This window comes from Parviterribacter kavangonensis, from assembly GCF_056863335.1.
Map to the genome: position 1 here is coordinate 502,985 of NZ_JBXPJA010000002.1, position 18,995 is coordinate 521,979.

The 18,995-nt window shown below is 73.9% G+C and carries 18 protein-coding genes; 11 read left to right on the top strand and 7 right to left on the bottom strand.

The window, feature by feature from the left end:
- The first annotated feature begins 78 nt into the window (after positions 1–78).
- Positions 79–414 carry a hypothetical protein gene (locus tag AC1UE4_RS18210; RefSeq protein WP_482918726.1) on the top strand — a complete coding sequence of 112 codons (336 nt, stop codon included), beginning with the start codon at positions 79–81 and terminating at the stop codon, positions 412–414.
- Here the strand turns inward: AC1UE4_RS18210 and AC1UE4_RS18215 are convergent.
- Together AC1UE4_RS18215 and AC1UE4_RS18220 are read right to left on the bottom strand one after the other, a co-directional pair.
- Complete coding sequence (locus AC1UE4_RS18215) at positions 411–1,664, bottom strand: cytochrome P450 (RefSeq protein WP_482918727.1); 1,254 nt, start codon at positions 1,662–1,664, stop codon at positions 411–413. The two genes, AC1UE4_RS18210 and AC1UE4_RS18215, sit on opposite strands and share 4 nt — an antisense overlap.
- Before the next feature lie 45 nt (positions 1,665–1,709).
- Positions 1,710–2,327 (bottom strand): PilZ domain-containing protein, encoded by a 618-nt coding sequence (locus tag AC1UE4_RS18220; protein WP_482918728.1) that lies wholly within the window; start codon positions 2,325–2,327, stop codon positions 1,710–1,712.
- 139 nt (positions 2,328–2,466) lie between these two features.
- On the opposite strand from AC1UE4_RS18220, the gene AC1UE4_RS18225 reads away from it, so the two are divergent.
- Entirely contained in the window at positions 2,467–3,087 is a 621-nt protein-coding gene (locus AC1UE4_RS18225; protein ID WP_482918729.1) for a hypothetical protein, read from the top strand.
- Between the two features lie 6 nt (positions 3,088–3,093).
- Here the strand turns inward: AC1UE4_RS18225 and AC1UE4_RS18230 are convergent, their stop codons facing one another.
- A complete protein-coding gene (locus tag AC1UE4_RS18230; protein WP_482918730.1) occupies positions 3,094–4,083 on the bottom strand; it encodes a pyridoxal-phosphate dependent enzyme in 990 nt (329 codons plus the stop codon).
- Between the two features lie 109 nt (positions 4,084–4,192).
- Between AC1UE4_RS18230 and AC1UE4_RS18235 the strand changes: the two genes are divergently transcribed.
- Positions 4,193–5,077 carry a DUF72 domain-containing protein gene (locus tag AC1UE4_RS18235; protein WP_482918731.1) on the top strand — a complete coding sequence of 295 codons (885 nt, stop codon included), beginning with the start codon at positions 4,193–4,195 and terminating at the stop codon, positions 5,075–5,077.
- Here the strand turns inward: AC1UE4_RS18235 and AC1UE4_RS18240 are convergent.
- Together AC1UE4_RS18240 and AC1UE4_RS18245 are read right to left on the bottom strand one after the other, a co-directional pair.
- On the bottom strand, positions 5,074–6,063 hold the full coding sequence (locus tag AC1UE4_RS18240; protein ID WP_482919047.1) for a Gfo/Idh/MocA family protein: 990 nt from the start codon (positions 6,061–6,063) through the stop codon (positions 5,074–5,076). The two genes, AC1UE4_RS18235 and AC1UE4_RS18240, sit on opposite strands and share 4 nt — an antisense overlap.
- A gap of 16 nt (positions 6,064–6,079) precedes the next feature.
- Entirely contained in the window at positions 6,080–7,795 is a 1,716-nt protein-coding gene (locus AC1UE4_RS18245; protein ID WP_482918732.1) for an HD domain-containing phosphohydrolase, read from the bottom strand.
- Positions 7,796–7,838: 43 nt separating this feature from the next.
- Here AC1UE4_RS18245 and AC1UE4_RS18250 point away from each other — a divergent pair, with 43 nt between their 5' ends.
- From AC1UE4_RS18250 to AC1UE4_RS18260, 3 genes are read left to right on the top strand one after another with little or no spacing between them, the layout of a single operon-like run.
- Entirely contained in the window at positions 7,839–8,408 is a 570-nt protein-coding gene (locus AC1UE4_RS18250; RefSeq protein WP_482918733.1) for a uracil-DNA glycosylase, read from the top strand.
- Entirely contained in the window at positions 8,405–9,133 is a 729-nt protein-coding gene (locus tag AC1UE4_RS18255; RefSeq protein WP_482918734.1) for a DUF72 domain-containing protein, read from the top strand. Before AC1UE4_RS18250 ends, AC1UE4_RS18255 begins: the two co-directional genes overlap by 4 nt.
- Entirely contained in the window at positions 9,130–10,320 is a 1,191-nt protein-coding gene (locus AC1UE4_RS18260; protein ID WP_482918735.1) for an MFS transporter, read from the top strand. Before AC1UE4_RS18255 ends, AC1UE4_RS18260 begins: the two co-directional genes overlap by 4 nt.
- Before the next feature lie 7 nt (positions 10,321–10,327).
- Here the strand turns inward: AC1UE4_RS18260 and AC1UE4_RS18265 are convergent, their stop codons facing one another.
- On the bottom strand, positions 10,328–10,519 hold the full coding sequence (locus AC1UE4_RS18265) for a hypothetical protein (protein WP_482918736.1): 192 nt from the start codon (positions 10,517–10,519) through the stop codon (positions 10,328–10,330).
- A 33-nt stretch (positions 10,520–10,552) separates the two neighbouring features.
- Here AC1UE4_RS18265 and fdhD point away from each other — a divergent pair, with 33 nt between their 5' ends.
- The 5 genes from fdhD (at position 10,553) to AC1UE4_RS18290 (ending at position 18,053) form a co-directional block, all read left to right on the top strand.
- Positions 10,553–11,332, top strand: a complete 780-nt coding sequence (gene fdhD, locus AC1UE4_RS18270) for a formate dehydrogenase accessory sulfurtransferase FdhD (RefSeq protein WP_482918737.1) — start codon at positions 10,553–10,555, stop codon at positions 11,330–11,332.
- A 55-nt stretch (positions 11,333–11,387) separates the two neighbouring features.
- The gene (fdh, locus tag AC1UE4_RS18275; protein WP_482919048.1) at positions 11,388–14,531 is read left to right on the top strand and encodes a formate dehydrogenase; all 3,144 of its coding nucleotides are present in this window, start codon (positions 11,388–11,390) and stop codon (positions 14,529–14,531) included.
- Entirely contained in the window at positions 14,528–15,370 is an 843-nt protein-coding gene (locus AC1UE4_RS18280) for a 4Fe-4S dicluster domain-containing protein (protein ID WP_482918738.1), read from the top strand. The genes fdh and AC1UE4_RS18280 overlap by 4 nt, the downstream gene beginning before the upstream one ends.
- Complete coding sequence (nrfD, locus tag AC1UE4_RS18285; protein ID WP_482918739.1) at positions 15,367–16,680, top strand: NrfD/PsrC family molybdoenzyme membrane anchor subunit; 1,314 nt, start codon at positions 15,367–15,369, stop codon at positions 16,678–16,680. The genes AC1UE4_RS18280 and nrfD overlap by 4 nt, the downstream gene beginning before the upstream one ends.
- Before the next feature lie 119 nt (positions 16,681–16,799).
- Positions 16,800–18,053 (top strand): winged helix-turn-helix domain-containing protein, encoded by a 1,254-nt coding sequence (locus tag AC1UE4_RS18290; RefSeq protein WP_482918740.1) that lies wholly within the window; start codon positions 16,800–16,802, stop codon positions 18,051–18,053.
- Here AC1UE4_RS18290 and AC1UE4_RS18295 read toward each other — a convergent pair.
- Positions 18,025–18,939: a helix-turn-helix domain-containing protein gene (locus AC1UE4_RS18295; protein ID WP_482918741.1), complete on the bottom strand. Its 915-nt coding sequence runs from the start codon at positions 18,937–18,939 to the stop codon at positions 18,025–18,027. The two genes, AC1UE4_RS18290 and AC1UE4_RS18295, sit on opposite strands and share 29 nt — an antisense overlap.
- Positions 18,940–18,995: the final 56 nt, after the last annotated feature.

The following is an 18,995-nucleotide window of genomic DNA, read 5'->3' on the forward strand; positions in this document are numbered from 1 at the left end:
ACGACTTCCATGCCTGTCACCACCTCCCGCACGACGATGCCCCGTCGCTCAACGGCCTCACCGCGCGCGCGTCGCCCCGTGACCTCGGCGCGCCCGCACCTGCCGACCTATCCGCGGCGCAAGCCGCAGAAGCCGTCCAAGGGCCAGATGCTGCTCGGCGCGATGGCCAAGGTTCTGCCCACGGGCACCACGGACACGAAGCGCCGCCGCCGCTCGAAGTCGAAGGCGCAGGCGAACCAGAGCCACAAGGGCCGCAACGGGCTCATGCTGCTGGCGGCCGGCGCCGCTGCGGCGGTGGCGAAGAAGCGGCGCGACGACAAGCACGAGAAGACCGTCGTGACCGAGCCGGTCACTCCCGTCGCGGCGCACGAGCCGGCCGTGGCGGACGCGCCGGGCATCCGCACGACGCCCTAGGGGTTCAGGCGGACCGGCAGCGTCTTGAGCTGGTTGATGAAGGGCGACTCGGCGTAGCCGGGTCGCCCCGCCAGCTCCATGCCGGGGAACCGGGCGAGCGTCTCCTCGATGAGGATGTTCAGCTCGAGCCGGGCGAGCGCGGTGCCGAGACAGAAGTGCCGGCCGCCCGCGCCGAACGCCTGGTGCTCCGGGTTGCGGGTGACGTCGAAGCGATCGGGGTCCTCGTAGCGCGTCTCGTCGCGGTTGGATGAGACGTACCAGAGGACGACCTTGTCGCCCTCCTTGATCTCCTGCCCGTTGAGGACCGTGTCCTTGGTCGCGGTGCGGCGGAAGTGCGCGAAGGCGGGGAACATCCGCAGCGACTCCTCGACCGCGCTGGAGACGAGCGACGGGTCCTCGACCAGCAGCTGCATCTGGTCGGGGTTCTCGAGCAGCGCCTTCATCGCGCTCGAGTAGGTCGCCTTCGTGCTGTCGTTGCCGGCGGCGACGAGCAGGAAGAAGCCCATGACGATCTCGTGCTCCTCGAGCCGCTCGCCGTCGACCTCGGCGTGGACGAGCACGCTCGTGAGGTCGTCGGTCGGCTGCTCGCGCCGGGCGGCGATGAGCTCCTGGCAGCGGCGGAAGATCTCGGGGACGTCCTTCGTCATGACCGACTCCGGGCCCTCGGGGTTGAGGTCCGGATCGCCGGCGCCGAGGACGGCGTTCATGAGCCGCGCCCACTCGGCGTCGTCCTCCTCGGGGACGCCCATGAAGCTGTGGATGACGCGCGAGACGACCGGCTGCGCGACGTCGGTGACGAGGTCGCACTCGTCGCGGCCCTCGAGCTTGTCGAGCGTCTTGCGGACGATCACGCGGATCTCCTCGGCGTGCTCGCCGATCCGCTTCGGCGTGAAGCCGCGCTGGAAGAGCGCCTTGAGCCGGTCGTGCTTCGGCGGGTCCATCCCGATGAACATCGCCTGGATGAGCGGCAGCGGGATGACGCCCTCGGTGACCGCGGTGATGCCGCTCGCCGACGAGTAGGTCTGCCAGTCGCGGCTGACCGTGTGGACGTCGTCGGCGGTCGTGACCGACCAGAAGCCCGCCTCGTCCGGGTACTCGGTGATGCCCTTCGAGAAGTGGACGGGGCACTGCCCGCGCAGGTCCTTGAACAGCGCGTGCGGCGGGCCGTCCTGCCAGTGCTCGCGATCGGTGACCTTGACGTCTTGGAGGTCGCCGCGCGACGGCGCCTCGTGCTGGGGCAGCGCGGACATGACGCGACCCTACTCAGGATTTGACACTGTGTCGAGTGACCTCGGTCACACAGCGCGGCGGCGGGCGAGCCACCGCTGCACGAGCTCCCGGTCGGCCGCGCGCATCCGGTCCACGCGAACGCCGAGCAGGCCGTCGCCGGACTGGCGGACGACCTCGCCCTTCGCAGGGATCGGCAGCTCCTCGTCGGGGAGCATGAGGTGGACGAGCAGCTCCGACCCGCTCTCGATGCGGCTCGGCCCGCGGACGAGCAGGCCGCCGGGGCTGAGATCGAGCGTCAGGCCGTGCGCGGGAGCGACCTCGTTCGTCATCGGGACGAGCGTCACGGGCAGCACCGCGGGCGTGCGCTCGTGCGTGCGGCGCGCCGGCGGGGCCGGGGTGCCGAAGCGGAAGAGGATCGCGTCGTCGCGCACGGCGCCGCCACGGGCGACCATGTGCATCTCGCCGCTGCCGCGGTACCGCTTGCCGTCCGCGGCGGCCTCGATGACGCCGGCGCGCTTGTGCAGCATGCGCGCCGGGATCGGCGCGTCGTGGAGCACGAGCATGGCCTCGGTCGGCGAGGTCGCGGCGACCACCGCCGGCAGGGCGGGGAACGCGTCGGCGCTCACCACGACGCGGTCGTACGCCTTCAGCCGGAAGACCTTCGGTGGGGTCGCGGTGGCCATCTGCCCGGAAGATCGGCCCCGGAGGCCCGCGGCTTGACCGAAGATGGCCGCGTGGCGGGCCGCCGCGGCCTCTTCGGCCGATCCGCTCGGAGCGTCTCCGGCGGGAGAGGGCGGGGCCGGATGGGTAGGGCAGGGGCTCGTGCCGACTGTCGCTCCGTTCTGGTCCGCTCTGTCGCGCGTCCGCGGCGCGCGGATCTTCCACCCGACCGGCGTCGCGTACGCGGCGACGCTGACCGTGCCCGGCGACGCCGGGACGAACGCGCCGCTGTTCGACTTCGCCGCGGTCCATCGCTGCACCGTCCGCCTCTCGCGCGGCGTCGGGCTGCCGGAGCCGCTGCCGGACACGCTCGGCCTCGCGATCCGCATCGAGGACGCCCACGGCCGCCAGCAGCACCAGGACTTCCTGCTCAACACGTCGCTCGACGCGCCCGTCCTGCACCACCTGATCCTTCCGGCGCTGCTGCCGGCGCAGAGCTACTCGAGCGTCCTGGCCTACCGGATCGGCGGCTCGCTGCGGGTCGTCGGCGCGATCCCGCGCAGCCGGACGCGCTTCGACCTCGCGCTCGCGCCGCTGAACGGCCGCCTGACGCCGGTCGCGCGCCTCGAGCTGACCGAGCGCCTGCCCGGCGAGATCGCCGAGCGCATCCGCTTCAACCCGTGGCACACGGGCGGCAACATCCGCCCCGTCGGCCCGCTGCAGCGGCTGCGCGGCCAGGCGTACCCGGGCAGCCAGCGGGGCCGCGAGCAAGCGCGCGCCTGACGCCGATCAGACGAGGTTGTCGGCCCAGCCGTCGGCGAAGAGCGACGGGCCGCCGCCGGTGTGCCAGAACACGACCGGTCCGGCGATGCGGCCGGCGCGGGCGTCCGCGACGAGGCCCGCCATGCCCTTGCTGCTGTAGACGGGATCGAGGACGGCGCCCTCGGTGCGCGCCACCAGGCGGATCGCCTCGGTCGCGGCGCCGGTGAACGCGCCGTAGCCGTCGCCGAGCTGGGAGAGGTCGAGATCGGCGTCGCCTTCCGCCAGGCCGGGATCGGCGCCGAGCAGCGCGCCGGCCTCGTTGGCCAGCCACGTCACGAGCCCGCGCGCGTCCGGGACGATCTGCCCGACGTCGAAGCCGCGCGGCCGCGGGCCGCGGCCCGCGAGCGCGTGGCCGAGCAGCAGCCCGGCGTGCGTCCCGCCCGACGTCGACGCGTGGTAGACGGACTCCGGCTGCAGGCCGGCCTCGTCGAGCTGGGCGAGCAGCTCGGCGTACGCGGCCGCGAAGCCGAGCGCCCCCGTCGGCGACGACGCGCCCGCGGGCATGAGGTACGCGCCGCCGAGCTCGGTCGCGATCGTGGCCGCCTGCGAGGCGAGCTCCGCCCAGTCCGTCGTGCCCGCGAAGCGGACGTCGGCGCCGAAGAGCGCGTCGAGCAGCAGGTTCCCGGTCGGCGTCCCCTCAGGCGCGTCGCCGCCCATGACGAGCACCGCCGGCAGCCCGAGCCGCGCCGCCGCGGCCGCCGTCGCCCGCGCGTGGTTCGACTGCGCCGCACCGAGCGTCACCACCGCGGGGGCGCCCTGCTCGAGCGCCTCGCCGAAGGTGAACTCGAGCTTGCGCACCTTGTTCCCCGCCAGCCCCAGCGACCCCACGTCGTCGCGCTTCAGCCACACCTCGACGCCGAGCGCCTCGCTCAGCCGCGGCGCGCGTTCGAGAGGGGTGGGAAGGGGCGCGAGCGAGACCCGCGGCCGCCGGCGAAGAGCTTCGGTCCAGGAAGGCACCCGCGGATCATCGCCGCCCCGCCGTCTGCACGCCCCGCCGCCGCGCCCCTTCGCGCGGCCGGGCGCGGCCCGCGGTGTCTTCGCGGCGCGGCGCGGGCATCACCGGGTCGTGGGACGGATCGTCGTGGGCACGTCGTCGTGGGCCGATCCCGGCTTCGTCGAGGAGTGGTACCCGGAGGGGCTGGCGGCGCGGGACCGGCTCGCCTGGTACGCCGAGCGCTTCGACGCCGTCGAGGTGAACGCGACGTTCTACGCGGTGCCGGACGTGAAGACGGTGACGCGCTGGGTCGAGCAGACGCCCGGCGACTTCACGTTCGACGTCAAGCTCCACCGGCTGCTCTCGCGGCATGCGGCGCAGCTGGACGCGCTGCCGAAGGACCTGCGCGAGCTGGCGAAGACGACCGATCGCGGCCGGGTCGTGCTCGACAACCGGCTGGAGGAGCGGCTCGCGGACGCGGTGCTCGAGGCCGTCGCACCGCTCGCGGAGGCGGGGAAGCTGGCGACGTTCCTGCTGCAGCTCTCTCCGGCGTTCGAGCCGCGCAAGCACGCCCTCGACGAGCTGGACGCGCTCGTCGAGCGACTCAAGCCGCACCCGGTCGCGATCGAGCTGCGCCACCGCGCGTGGGTGCGCGGCGAGCGCACGGAGGAGACGCTCGGCTGGTACGAGCGCCACGGCGCGGCGTACGTCTGCGTCGACGCGCCGCAGGGCAAGCCGCCGACGATGATGCCGCCGCTCGACGCCGTCACGAACGACGAGGTCGCCTACTTCCGCGCCCACGGCCGCAACGCCGAGGGCTACTCGCGCGGCCGCAGCGTCGCCGAGCGCTTCGCCTACCAGTACGACGACGACGAGCTGCGAGAGCTCGGCGCGCGCGTCGAGGGACTCGCGGCGGAGGTGCCGCAGGTCCGGATGATGTTCAACAACAACCGCGGGTCGGACGCCCCGAAGGCGGCGGCCCGGATGCGCGAGCTCCTCGAGAGCGCCGCGGCCTAGACGGGGACGTCGCGGTCCTCGGCGCGCGGGATGCCGAGCTTCGCGCTCGCCTCGTCGAGGACCGCCATGACGGCGAGGGTGTCGTCGAGGGGCATGAGCATGCTCTCGGTCTCGCCCTCGGCGACGCACCGCGTCACCTCGGCGAGCTCGTGGGAGTAGCCGCGGCCGGTGGGCGGCGTCTTGAAGTGCTCGGGCTCCTCGCCATCGCGGTGGAGGACGAGCGCGGGCGAGTGGTGGAACGGGGCGGCCAGCTCGATCCAGCCGCGGGTCCCGAGCACGCGGGCGGTGCGGGGCATCGGCATGTGCAACGACGTCGTGAGCGTCGCGCTGCGGCCGTCCTGCCAGCCGAGGAGCAGCGCCGCGGAGCCCTCGACGCCGCTGGGCTCCGAGACGCCGACGACCGCGACGGAGTCGGGCGCGCCGAACAGCATCTGGGCGAACGACACCGGGTAGACGCCGAGGTCGAGCAGCGCTCCGCCGCCCAGCTCGGGCGCGAACAAGCGGCTCGAGGGATCGAACGTGCGCGCCATCCCGAGGTCGGCCTGCAGCGAGAGGACCTCGCCGATCGCCCCGCCGGCGAGCATCCGCAGCAGCTGCACCGTCGCCGGGACGAACCGCGTCCACATCGCCTCCATGCAGAACACGCCGCGGCGGCGCGCCTCGTCGACGACCTCCCGCGCGCCCTCGAGCGTCGCGGTGAACGCCTTCTCGACGAGAACCGCCTTGCCCGCTCGCAGCGCCGCCAGCGCCAAGGCGTGGTGCTGCGGATGCGGCGTCGCGACGTAGACGACGTCGACCTCGGGGTCGTCGATCAGCGCGCGGTACGACCCGTGCGCCCGCGGCAGGCCGAACTCGCCCGCGAACGCGTCGGCCCGCGCCTGCGAGCGCGACCCGATCGCGACGAGCGCCGCGTCCGGGACGTGCCCGAACTCACCCGCGACGGCGTGGGCGATGTCGCCCGTCCCGGCGATGCCCCAGCGGACCATCACGCGCCGACGAGCATCAGATCCATCCGCGCTCGGTGGCGGCGAGCACGGCCTGCGCGCGGTCGGCGACGTCGAGCTTCTTGTACGCGTTGTGCAGGTGCGTGCGCACGGTGCTCACCGACATGCCGTTGCGCTCGGCGATGTCCTTGTAGACGAGGCCCTCGGCGAGCCCGCGGAGCGCGACCGTCTCGCGCTCGGTCAGCGGCGACGGCTCCAGCCGCTCGGGCCGCTGCACCGGCGAGGCGTGCAGGTCGAACATCGCCGTGCGCAGCGAGCGCGGATCGAGCTCGAGCTCGCGCGCGGCGGCCAGCAGCGCGCGCGGATCGACGGGTGCGCCGACGCCGTAGTGGGCGAGCATGTCCGCCAAGCGCAGGATCGACGCCTCCGCCCCGACGCCCTCGTCGTGGTGGTTGGCGACCGCCTCGACGACGCGCTCGGGCAGCTTCCAGCGCTCGAGCGCGCCGGACCCCGCGGTCGCGTGGTCGTAGCCGAGCACGCGCCGCTCGGCCCGCACCCGCTCCTCCGGCGTCCGCGCGCCCGTGAGGACCTCCTTGGGCCACGCGTCGTGGGCGGCGGCGAGCACGAGCTTGCCGACGTCGTGCAGCAGCGCCGCCACAGCCAGCTCGTCCGCGTCGTCGTGGCCGACCGCGGTCGCCAGCCGCCGCGCCGCGCGCTGGACCGCGACGGCATGAAGGCGGAAGCGCTCGGGCGACACCCGCCAGCCCGCGACCTGCTGGAAGAAGTCGAACGCCGGCGTCTCCTCGGCGATCGACCGGACCTCGTCGAGGCCGAGCGCCTCGAGCGCCGCGGGGACGCTCGCGACGCCGCCCTGCGTGCCGGCCTTGCGCGGCGCGTTCGCGGCGATCAGCAAAGCCGCCGTCAGCCCCGGATCGGTCTCGACGAGATCGGCGATCCGGCCGGTGCGCGGCGACGCCTCGCCCGCCATGCGGATGAGCCGGTCGCGCGACTCGGCCAGCGCAGGCAGCCGCAGGTTCGCGATCGCCTCGGGCAGCCGCGACGGCGCGGGGCCGAAGCGGGTGCGCCTGCCGCGGTCCGGCTCGCGCACGACGCGGCCGTCGCGGTCGGGCGGCGGCGCGATGGTCGCCGGCTCGGCGCCGGCGCCGAACGGGCTTGGCGGCGCCTCGGGGTCGCGGGCGAGCTCCGGCCGCTCCTCGACGACGGCCAGGAGCGCCTCGACGACACGCGCGTCGAAGTGCGAGCCCGCACCCGTCTGCATCAGCTCGCGCGCCTTGGCGAGCGGCAGCGCGGCGCGCCACGGCCGGTCGGCGGTCATCGAGCTGAACGCCTCGGCGGCGCCGATGATCCGGCTCTCGATCGGGATCGCGTCGGCGACCAGCCCGTCGGGGTAGCCGCGGCCGTCCCAGCGCTCGTGGTGGAACCGGACCACGGTCGCGACGTCGCTGAAGCCCGGGATCGACGCCAGCGCCTCGGCGCCCCACGCCGGGTGGCAGCGCATGACCGCCCACTCCTCGTCGTCGAGCGGCTCCTGCTTGCGGAGGATCGAGTCCGGCACGCCGATCTTGCCGATGTCGTGCAGCCTCGCGGCGTGGCGCAGGACGCTCATCGCCGCGTCGTCGATCGAGCAGCGTTCGCCCACGGCCACGGCGAGATCCGCGGCACGCTCCGCATGCCGCGCGGTGTAGCCGTCGCGAAGGGTGAGAAGACGGGCGAAGGACTCGAGGCCGGCTTCGACGAGGGTGTCGGAGGCCATGCTCACACGAGGCCTTCCCTTCCCGGCGTGCCAGCATGCGCTGATGGCCGACAAGCGCGAGCTCCTCGACGCCATCGCCGACGAGATCCGCGGGCACGTCCCGTGCGGGTTCGCGATCTGCGAGGAGGCGACGAACCTCGTTCCCGGCGAGGGGAACGCCGACGCGGGCATCGTCATCGTGGGCGAGGCGCCCGGAGCGTCGGAGGACAAGCAGGGCCGCCCGTTCGTCGGGAACGCGGGCAAGCTGCTCGACCGGCTGCTCGCCGACGCGGGCCTGGAACGGGGCGACGTGTTCATCACCAACGTCGTCAAGGCGCGGCCGCCCGGCAACCGCGACCCGAAGGCCGACGAGGTCGCGCACCACGTGCCGTGGCTCGTCGCCCAGCTCGACGTGATCGAGCCCGCGCTCGTCGTCCCGCTCGGCCGCCACGCGCTCGGGCGCTTCGTGCCCGACGCGAAGATCGGCGAGGTCCACGGCACCGTCATCGAGCACGACGGCCGCCGGATCTTCCCGCTCTACCACCCCGCCGCCGCGCTGCACAACCCGCGGCTGCGCGAGACGCTGCACGAGGACGCGCGCAAGCTGGGCGAGGCGCTCCGGGCGAGCGCGTGACGGAGATCCGGATCGGCTGCAGCGGCTGGCAGTACCAGTCGTGGCGCGGCGAGTTCTACCCGCAGGGCTGCGCGCAGCGCCGCTGGCTGCAGCACTACGCCAAGCACTTCGACACCGTCGAGGTGAACTCGACCTTCTACCGCCTGGCCCGCCCGAACAGCGTCGCGAACTGGCTCGCGGAGACCCCGCCCGGCTTCGTCTTCGCGGCGAAGGGCTCGCAGTACCTGACGCACATGAAGCGGCTGCTCGACCGCGAGCGCGGGCTGGAGCGTTACTACACCTCGATCGCCCCGCTGGCCGAGAGCCCGAAGCTCGGCCCCGTGCTCTGGCAGCTGCCGCCGACGTTCAAGCGCGACGACGATCGCCTCGACGCCTGGCTCGACGCGCTGCCCGAAGGCCGCCACGCCGTCGAGTTCCGCCACCCGTCGTGGTTCGAGCCCGAGGTCTACGGGATCCTCCACGCGCACGGAACGGCCCTGGCCATCGGCGACGACCCGCGCCGCGAGGACGTTCCGCACGAGCTGACGACCGACTGGACGTTCCTGCGTTTCCACTACGGCCGCCGCGGGCGGCGCGGGAACTACGCTGAGACCGAGCTTCGCGAGTGGGCGGCGCGCATCCGCGACTTCGCCGCCACGGCCTCCGTCTTCGCCTACTTCAACAACGACTGGGAGGTCTTCGCCGTCCGCAACGCCCTGCGGATGAAGCAGCTCCTGGGTCAGTGAAGTCGTACGCAGACATCCTCCGCGTCCCGCGCATGGGAGCCCTCCTCGGGTGGGCCCTCGTCGCGCGCCTGCCGATCGGCATCAACAGCCTGGCGATCGTGCTGTTCCTGCGCGAGGAGACCGGATCGTTCAGCGTCGCCGGCGCGGTCGCCGGCGGGCTCGCGCTGGGGACAGGCGCGGGCGCGCCGTTCATGGGCCGCCTCGTCGACCGGCGCGGGACCGGCGTGCTCGTGCCGCTCGCCGTGGCGCATGCCGTGTCGATCCTCGCGCTGCTCGCGCTCGGCGCGGCCTCCGCGCCGACCGGCGCGCTCGTCGCGATGGCGCTGCTCTGCGGCGCCGCGTACCCGCCGAACCCGTCGGTGCTGCGCAGCCGCTTCGCCCAGCTGCTCGCCCGCGACCCGGACCTCGTCCCGCGCGCCTACGCGCTCGACTCCGTGCTGCTCGAGCTGACGTTCGTCGTGTCGCCCCTCCTCACCGCCGTGCTCGTCGCGCTCGTCAGCCCGGCGGCGGCGCTCTTCGTCAGCGCCGCGGCCGTGCTCGTCGGCACCGCCGCCTTCACCGCGCTGCTCCCGCACGCCGACGTGCTGAAGCCGGACGCGCACCACGGCATGCTCGGCGCGCTGCGCTCGCCGGGGATCCAGACGCTCGTCGTCACGATGCTGCCCGTCGGCTTCGCGTTCGGCGCGATCGAGGTCGCGCTGCCCGCGTTCAGCGCCGACGAGGCGAGCCCGGAGCTCGCCGGCGTCCTGATCGCGATCTGGTCGCTCGGCAGCGCCGCGGGCGGCTTCGTCTACGGCGTCCGGCCGCGGCGGGCCCACCTCGCCCAGCTGCACCTGCGGCTGACCGTGCTGCTGCCGCTCGCGTTCCTGCCGCTCGCCCTCTCGCCGTCCGTCCCGGTCATGGCGGTGCTGCTGATCCCGGCGGGCGCGCTGATCGCCCCGCTCATCGCGACGCGCAACGAGCTGGCGAGCACGACGGCGCCCGCGGGCACCCAGACGGAGGCGCTCACGTGGCCGCTGACGGCGCTCGTGTCGGGCATCGCGCTCGGCGCGGCGATCGGCGGCGCGCTCGTCGACGCGGACGACTGGCACGCGGCGATCCTCGCCGCGGTGGTCGCGGCGGCCTGCGGCGGAGCGATCGCGACGGCCCGCCGGCGCACGCTGCGCGCGGCGGTCGCGGCGGCGTAGAGAGCGCCTACCCCTGCGACGTCTGGTCGTCGCCGTGCATGAGGGCCTGGTTGGCCCGCTTCTCGCCGAGCACCTGCGCGACGATGTAGCCGATGATGGCGTGCACGAGCAGCGGGAACCCGATGAAGAACACGGCGACGAGCCCGATCGTGTCCATCCACTCTCGGTGGTTCCAGCCCAGGAAGTCGGCAAGCGGCATGGCCCGAAGAGTAGCCGGGTAGGTCGCCGCGTGATGCCAGGCCAGGCCGTCCGCCTCCGAGGGATGCACGCGCTCGTCGAGCACGACGGCATCGCCGACGAGGTCGCCGTCGAGGAGCCGCTGGAGATCCGCGTCGACGGCGAGCCGCTGGCCGTGACGATGCGCACGCCCGGCCACGACGAGGAGCTGGCGCTCGGCTTCCTCTACGGCGAGGGGCTCATCGACGGCGTCCACCACGCCGGGCCCACGGCCGACCTCGCGGGCAACGCCGTCGAGGTCGACGGGCCGCTGCTCCGGGACCCGGCGCGCAGGCGCTTCTTCACGAGCTCGTCCTGCGGCGTCTGCGGGAAGGGCGCCCTGGAGGAGGTGGCCGTCCACGCCGAGCCCCATCCGTTCCGCGACCGCCCGCATCTCGATCGCGCGCTGCTCGCGCGGCTGCCCGACGGCCTCGTGCAGCCGACGTTCAACCGCACCGGCGGGCTGCACGCGACCGGCCTCTTCACCCCGGAGGGGGAGCTGGTCTGCGCCCGCGAGGACGTCGGCCGCCACAACGCGATGGACAAGGTGATCGGCTGGGCGCTCGGTCAGGGGCTCGTCCCGCTGCATGAGCTCGTCCTGTGCGTCAGCGGCCGGCTGAGCTTCGAGCTCGTCCAGAAGGCGGCCGTCGCGGGCGCCCCCGCGCTCGTCGGGGTCGGCGCGCCCACGTCGCTCGCCGTCCAGCTCGCGCAGGATCGCGGCATGACGCTCGCCGGCTTCGCGCGCGGCGAGCGCGTGAACGTGTACTCCGGGGAGGCCCGTGTCCACCTCCTCTAGGCACTTCCGCAAGCTCCGCGACCTGCCGCTGGTCGGGAAGGTCGCCGACTGGGGGATGGGCGGGGCCGCGGTCTCCGACAAGACGCGCAAGGCGGGCGCGCGCATCGCGGGGGTCAAGGCGACGGAGTCGGTGTGCCCCTACTGCGCGGTCGGCTGCAGCCAGGTCGTCTACACGCGCGAGGGCGAGCTCCTCTCGATCGAGGGCAACCCGCGGTCGCCCATCAACCAGGGGACGCTGTGCCCGAAGGGCTCGTCGAGCCGCCAGCTCGTCCAGTCGCCCGGCCGACTGACGAAGATCCGCTACCGCCGCCCGTACGGGACGGAGTGGGAGGACCTCGACCTCGACACGGCGATGGACATGATCGCCGACCGCGTCATCGAGGCCCGGCGCCACGGCTGGCAGGACCGGGACAGCCACGGGTGGCACGTCAACCGCACGCTCGGGTTCGCGCACCTCGGCGGGGCGACGCTCGACAACGAGGAGAACTACCTCATCAAGAAGAGCTTCACCGCGCTCGGTGCCGTGCAGATCGAGAACCAGGCCCGCATATGACACTCCTCCACGGTCCCCGGTCTGGGGACCTCGTTCGGGCGCGGCGGCGCCACCATGCCCCTGCAGGACCTCCAGAACGCGGACTGCATCTGGATCCAGGGCTCGAACATGGCCGAGGCGCACCCGGTCGGGTTCCGCTGGGTGATGAAGGCCAAGGAGCGCGGGGCGAAGGTCTTCCACGTCGACCCGCGGTTCGGCCGCACGAGCGCGATGGCGGACTTCCACGTACCCATCCGCGCGGGCTCGGACATCGCGTTCCTCGGCGGGCTGATCCGCGAGGTGCTCGAGCGCGAGGCGTACTTCAAGGAGTACGTGCTGGCCTACACGAACGCCGCGACGATCATCAACGACGACTACGTCGACGCCGAGGACAACGGCGGGATCTTCAGCGGCTTCGACCCGGAGACCGGCGCCTACCAGCCGCACTCGTGGATGTACGAGGGCGGCGAGATCGCCGCGTCGGCGGGCGTGCGCGAGCACTCGGCGCAGTCGTTCGAGGCGCGCACGGGCGCGGGGATGATGACCGGCCGGGCGAAGACGGACCCGACGCTGCAGAACCCGCGCTGCGTGCTGAACGTCCTCAAGCGCCACTACGCGCGCTACACGCCCGAGATGGTCGAGCAGGTCTGCGGGATCTCGCGCGAGGAGTTCCAGCGCGTTGCCGACACGCTCATCGAGAACAGCGGGCGCGAGCGGACGACCGCCCTCTGCTACGCCGTCGGCTGGACGCAGCACACCGCCGGCGTCCAGATGATCCGCGCCGGGGCGATCCTCCAGCTGCTGCTCGGCAACATCGGGCGGCCGGGCGCGGGCGTGCTGGCGCTGCGCGGCCACGCATCGATCCAGGGCTCGACCGACATCCCCACGCTGTTCGACATCCTGCCCGGCTACCTCCACATGCCGAAGGCGTACGAGGAGGAGCTGACGCTCGAGCGGTACATCGCGACCGGCGGCGCCGACAAGGGCTGGTGGTCGCACTTCCCCGAGTACATCGTCAGCCTGCTGAAGGCGTGGTGGGGCGACGCGGCGACGGCGGAGAACGACTTCTGCTTCTCGTACCTGCCGCGGATCAGCGGGACGCACTCGCACCAGGCGACCGTGCTGCGGATGGCGGACGGCGGCGTCGAGGGCTACTTCCTCATGGGCCAGAACCCCGCGATCGGCTCGATCCACGCGGGCCTGCAGCGGCGCGCGCTGACGAAGCTCAAGTGGCTCGTCGTCCGCGACCTCGTCGAGGTCGAGAGCGCCTCGTTCTGGAAGGACTCGCCCGAGGTGCGCGACGGCGAGTTCCGCACCGAGGACATCGGCACCGAGGTGTTCCTCATGCCCGCCGCCTCGCACATCGAGAAGGAGGGCACGTTCACGCAGACGCAGCGGCTGCTGCAGTGGCGCGACAAGGCGATGGAGCCGCCGGGCGACGCGCGGTCGGAGCTGTGGTTCATGTACCACCTCACCAAGCGCATCCGCGAGAAGCTCGCCGGCTCCGACGACCCGCGCGACCGGCCGGTCCTCCACCTGAAGTGGGACTACCCGACGCACGGCGAGCACGAGGAGCCGTCGGCCGAGGCGGTGCTGCGCGAGATCAACGGCTACGACGTCGCGTCGGGCGCGCCGCTGCCGGGGTTCGCGCAGCTGAAGGACGACGGCTCGACCGCGTGCGGGTGCTGGATCTACTCGGGCGTCTACGCGGACGGCGTCAACCAGGCGCGCCGGCGCGAGCCGGGCGACGGCGTGATCGCGCCCGAGTGGGGCTGGGCGTGGCCGGCGAACCGGCGGATCCTCTACAACCGCGCGTCCGCCGACCCCGAGGGCAAGCCTTGGTCGGACCGCAAGAAGCTCATCGAGTGGGACGAGAAGACGGAGCGCTGGGTCGGGCCGGACGTCCCGGACTTCCCGGTCGACAAGCGCCCCGACTACCGCGGCGACGACGAGGCCGAGGGGATGGACGCGATCGACGGCGACGCGCCGTTCATCATGATGGCCGACGGGCACGCGTGGCTCTTCGCGCCGTCGGGGCTGACCGACGGGCCGCTGCCCACGCACTACGAGCCGCTGGAGTCGCCGGTCGACAACCTGCTCTACCCCGACCTGCAGTCCAACCCGGCGGCGCTGCGCTGGTCGCGGCCGGACAACCCGTACGCGGCGACGGGCGACCCGCGGTACCCGGTCGTCGCGACGACGTTCCGGCTGACCGAGCACCACACCGCGGGCGGCATGTCGCGGTACCTGCCGTGGCTGAGCGAGCTGCAGCCGGAGATGTTCGCCGAGCTGTCGCCGGAGCTCGCGCGCGAGCGCGGGATCGAGGACGGCGGCTGGTGCACGATCGTCACCGAGCGCGCGGAGATCGAGGCGCGGGCGATGGTGTCGCCGCGGATGAAGCCGCTGCGGATGGGCGGGGAGACGGTGCATCAGATCGCGATGCCGTTCCACTGGGGCTGGGGCGGCAGCGAGGGCCACGGCGACGCGGTCAACGACCTCGTGCCGATGTCGGGCGACCCGAACGTGGCGATCCAGGAGACGAAGGCGTTCGTGTGCGACGTGCGCGCGGGGCGGGTGTCGCGGGGGACGCGGCCGCTGGCCGGCGTGTCGCCGGGGCACGTCGAGCCGGACGAGGACAGCGAGGCGGAGGAGCGGCCGGACCGATGACCACGCTGCCGATCACCCGGGTGGAGCCCGAGCGCGCCCTGTCGCGGCCCGGCGCCGAGCGGATGGGCTTCTTCACCGACACGACGACGTGCATCGGGTGCAAGGCGTGCGAGGTCGCGTGCAAGCAGTGGAACGACCTGCCGGCCGACGGCTCGGTCTACCGGCGCGGCGGCTCGTACGACCACACGGGCGAGCTGAACGGCACGACGTGGCGCCACGTCCGGTTCGTCGAGCTGCTCGAGGAGGGCTCGCCCGTCGACTGGGTCTTCATGTCGGACGTGTGCAAGCACTGCACGCGCGCCGGCTGTCTGGACGCATGCCCCACGGGAGCGTTGATCCGCACCGAGTTCGACACGGTGATCGTGCAGCCGGATGTGTGCAACGGGTGCGGGTACTGCGTGCCGTCGTGCCCGTTCGGCGTCATCGACCGCGACCACGACGACGGCCGGGCCGCGAAGTGCACCCTCTGCTACGACCGGCTGGAGGACGGCCTGGAACCGGCGTGCGCGAAGGCGTGCCCGACCGACTCGATCACGTTCGGCCCGTACGACGAGCTGGTCGAGATCGCCGGGCGGCGCGTCGTCGAGCTGCACGGTCGCGGGCGCGACGACGCGTACCTGTACGGCGCGTCGGAGGACGACGTCGCGGGCGGCCTCGGCGCGTTCTTCCTGCTGACCGAGCCGCCCGAGGTCTACGGCCTGCCCGAGAACGCCGACTCGCCCGCGCAGGAGAACGTCGTCCCGGCGACGCTGGCCGGGATCGGCGCCGGCCTGCTCGCCGCGGCTGGCGTCGCGGCCGCGTTCCTCGCCGGCGGCCCGCGGCGGAGGACGCGCTGGTGAGCGGCGCCGGCGGCCGGTCGCACTCCGGCGGCGGCGCCCCGCCCGAGGCGCAGCAGCAGGGCCACGGCCCGGCGCCGCTCGAGGAGGCCGCCGAGCACGCCCGCGAGGAGGAGGCCGAGTTCGTCAAGCGCGAGGAGTCCGCGCACTCGTACGGCGAGATGAAGCCCGCGCTCGGGACGGCCGGCGCGCCCGGCCGCTGGGAGCGCGGCACCGAGGGAGCCGGCGTCGCCCTCCACATCGGCCACTGGGAAGACGGCCGCTGGTCGTACCTCTACAAGGACGACACCCGCTACGCGCCGGCGACCCCTTCGGGGCCGGCCGGCCCCTCCGACGCGATGTCGGGGCCGTCGCCGGCGGCGCCCGCCCCCGCCCCCTCTCCGCCCGCGGCGCAAGATCCCTTGTCCTTGCGCGGCAAGCGGGACGCCGAGGGGGCGCCGGTCGTCGGGCCCATGATCCACGCACCCGTGTGGACGTGGGAGGTGCCGCTCTACTTCTGGTTCGGGGGGATGTCGGCGGGGGCGTCGTTCGTCGCGCTCGCGTGCGATCTCGCGGGCGACGAGAAGTCGGCGCGCATCGCGCGGCGCGTCGCGCTCGCCGCCGTCATGCCGGCGCCTCCGCTGCTCATCGCCGATCTGGGCCGGCCGGCGCGGTTCCTGAACATGTTGCGGATCTTCAAGCCGCGGTCGCCGATGAGCATGGGGGCTTGGGCGCTCATGGCGTTCTCCTCGGCGCTGGCGGGCGCCGTCGGGGCCGACCTGCTCGGCCGCAGGCGCGAGGCGAGGGCGATCAACGCGGGCGCCGCGGTCGTCGGCGGCTACTTCGGCTCGTACACGGGGATCCTGCTCGCCGCGACGGCGGTCCCGCTGTGGGCGCGGTCGCGGTTGTTCCTCGGCCCGATCTTCGTGTGCACCGGCGCGGCGACGGGCGCCGCGGCCTGCCGCCTGGTGCTCATCGCGTCCGGGCTGCCCGAGGGCCACCCAACCCGCCGCGCGCTCGGCCGCGTCGAGACGGGCGCGATGTCCGCGGAGCTCGCGCTGTCGGTCATCAACGAGCGCCGCCTCGGCGAGCTCGCCCGCGACCTCGAGGCCGGCGCGCCGGGCAAGCAGTTCAAGGCGGCGAAGTGGCTCGTCCGGACGGGCCTCGCGCTGCGCTTCGTCCGCAACCGCACCGGGCGCCCGGCGCACGACCTCGCGAGCGTGCTCTACCTCCTCGCCGGCCTGCTCTTCCGCTTCGCGTGGGTCGGCGCCGGCCGGCTGTCCGCGAAGGACGACGAGACCGTCGCGAAGATGCACAAGTGCCGCACCGCGTGATCCGCCTCTGGTCGGAGACGATCCGCCGGCTGAGCCTCTTCATCGAGAACCTCTTGCGGCGCCGCTGAGGTGACCTCACGGAACGCTCCGCCGCGGCGTTCATCACCATCATCGGCCTCGTGGCTGCCACCCGACCCGCTCGTCGCCGTCAGCGCGTCTCGCTCGCCGAGGCGCGGCGGATCGCGCTGGCCGCGCAGGGGTTCGCGGAGCCGCCGCTCGATCGCACGCCGGACACGCGGGCGCTGACGTCGCGCGTCGTCGGCCGTGTAGGCCTGATCCAGATCGACTCGGTCAACGTCCTGCAGCGGGCGCACTACCTCCCCGCGTTCAGCCGGCTCGGCGCGTATGACACCGAGCTGCTCGACCGGCTGTCGCACTACGCGCCGCGGCGGCTGTTCGAGTACTGGGGCCACGAGGCGTCGCTCATCCCCGTCGAGCTGCAGCCGCACCTGCGCTGGCGGATGCGGCGCGCGCACGACGAGGCCTGGGGCGGCATGCGCCGGATCGCGCAGGAGCGGCCGGAGCTGCTCGAGGCGATCCTCGAGGACGTCCGCGCGCGCGGGCCGCTGACGGCGGCGCAGCTCGGCCACCTCGACGAGCCGCGCGGCCGCAAGGGCCCGTGGTGGGACTGGTCGGACATCAAGCGCGGCCTCGAGTTCCTGTTCTGGGGCGGCGAGCTGACGAGCGCGCGGCGCCGCCGGTTCGAGCGGCTCTACGACGTCCCGGAGCGCGTGCTGCCGCCGGACGTGATCGCGACGCCGACGCCCGACGACGACGAGGCGCAGCGGGAGCTCATCCGCGTCGCCGCGCGCAGCATGGGCATCGCGACGGCATCCGATCTGCGCGACTACTTCCGCATCCTCGCCGTCGACGCGAACCCCCGGATCGCCGAGCTCGTCGAGGCCGGCGACCTGCAGCCGATCGCCGTCGACGGCTGGCGCCAGGAGGCGTACCTCGCACCGGGCGCGCGGCTGCCGCGCCGCGTCGACGCGAGGGCGCTGGTCGGCCCGTTCGACTCGCTCATCTGGGAGCGCCCGCGCGTCGAGCGCCTCTTCGGCTTCCGCTACCGGATCGAGATCTACGTCCCCGCGCCGCAGCGGGTGCACGGCTACTACGTGCTGCCGTTCCTGCTCGGCGACCGCCTCGTCGGGCGCGTCGACCTGAAGAGCGACCGCGCCGCGAGCACGCTGCGGGTGCAGGCCGCGCACCTGGAGGAGGGCGCCGACCCGGGTGAGACGGCGGAGGCGCTCGCCGGCGAGCTGGCGAAGCTGGCCGGCTGGCTCGGGCTCGAGCACGTCGCGGTGGAGCCGCGCGGCGACCTGGCGGCGGCGCTGGGCGCGGCCGTCAGGACGATCGCGACCCGCGCGATGTAGCGAGGTCCCAGCTGATCGGGTCCGCCGAGGAGAGCTCGGCGCCGAGCTCGGTCAGCACGCTCGCGAGCATCTCGCGGCGGATCGCGCCGAACGTCAGGACGTGCGCGATCACGGCGCTGTACGTGAACGACTCGGGCGGCTCGCAGAGCGCGTCGATGAACGCGTCGTCCCATGCGTCGCGCTCGCGGATCGCGCGCACGATCGCCGCGAACGCGCGCGACGCCGCCTCGTGGCGGGCGAGCAGGTCGCCGCCGCGCCGCTCGTCCTCGCGGCCGGCCATCGACGCGACCCACAGCTCCAGCGTGCGCACGAGCCGCTCCGCCATCAGCGCCGCCGACGGCTCCTCGCCCTCGAACGGGTGCACGACGAACCCCGGACGCAGCGGGCGGGCGAGCTGCTCGGAGTCGAGCGCGGCCGCGGCGTGCAGCAGCTCGCGCACGCGGTGGGCGTGATGGGCGATCTGGCGGTCGAGGACGTCGCGCCGCGGCACGAGGCCCGGCCGGCCGGGGAGCAGGATGCCGGCCGGCGCGTGGAAGTGGATGCCGTTCGGCGCCTCGAGCTCCACGGGCGAGCCCGAGGCCGCGAAGGCGCTCGGCGCGCACGCGTACGCGCGCGCGAACGCGCGTGAGAACGCTGCAAGCGACCCGTAGCCGGCCGCCCGCGCCGCCTCCCCGGCCGTCGCGCCGGCGCGCAGCTGCCACGCCGCCCGCTCGAGCAGCAGCCGGCGCCGCAGCGCGACGGGCGACTCGCCGACCGCCGCGGACAGCACCCGGTCGAGGTGGTCGCGCGAGAAGTGCGCCCGGCCCGCCAGCGCCCGTCCGTCCGTGCCGGGCTCGTCGAGCGTCGCGACGACGAGGTCGAGCAGGTCGCGGAGGCGGTCGCGCATCGGCTTGATCATCTTCGACGTGCTGCTCGACGCGCGGCCATGGGTCCGGCACGCTC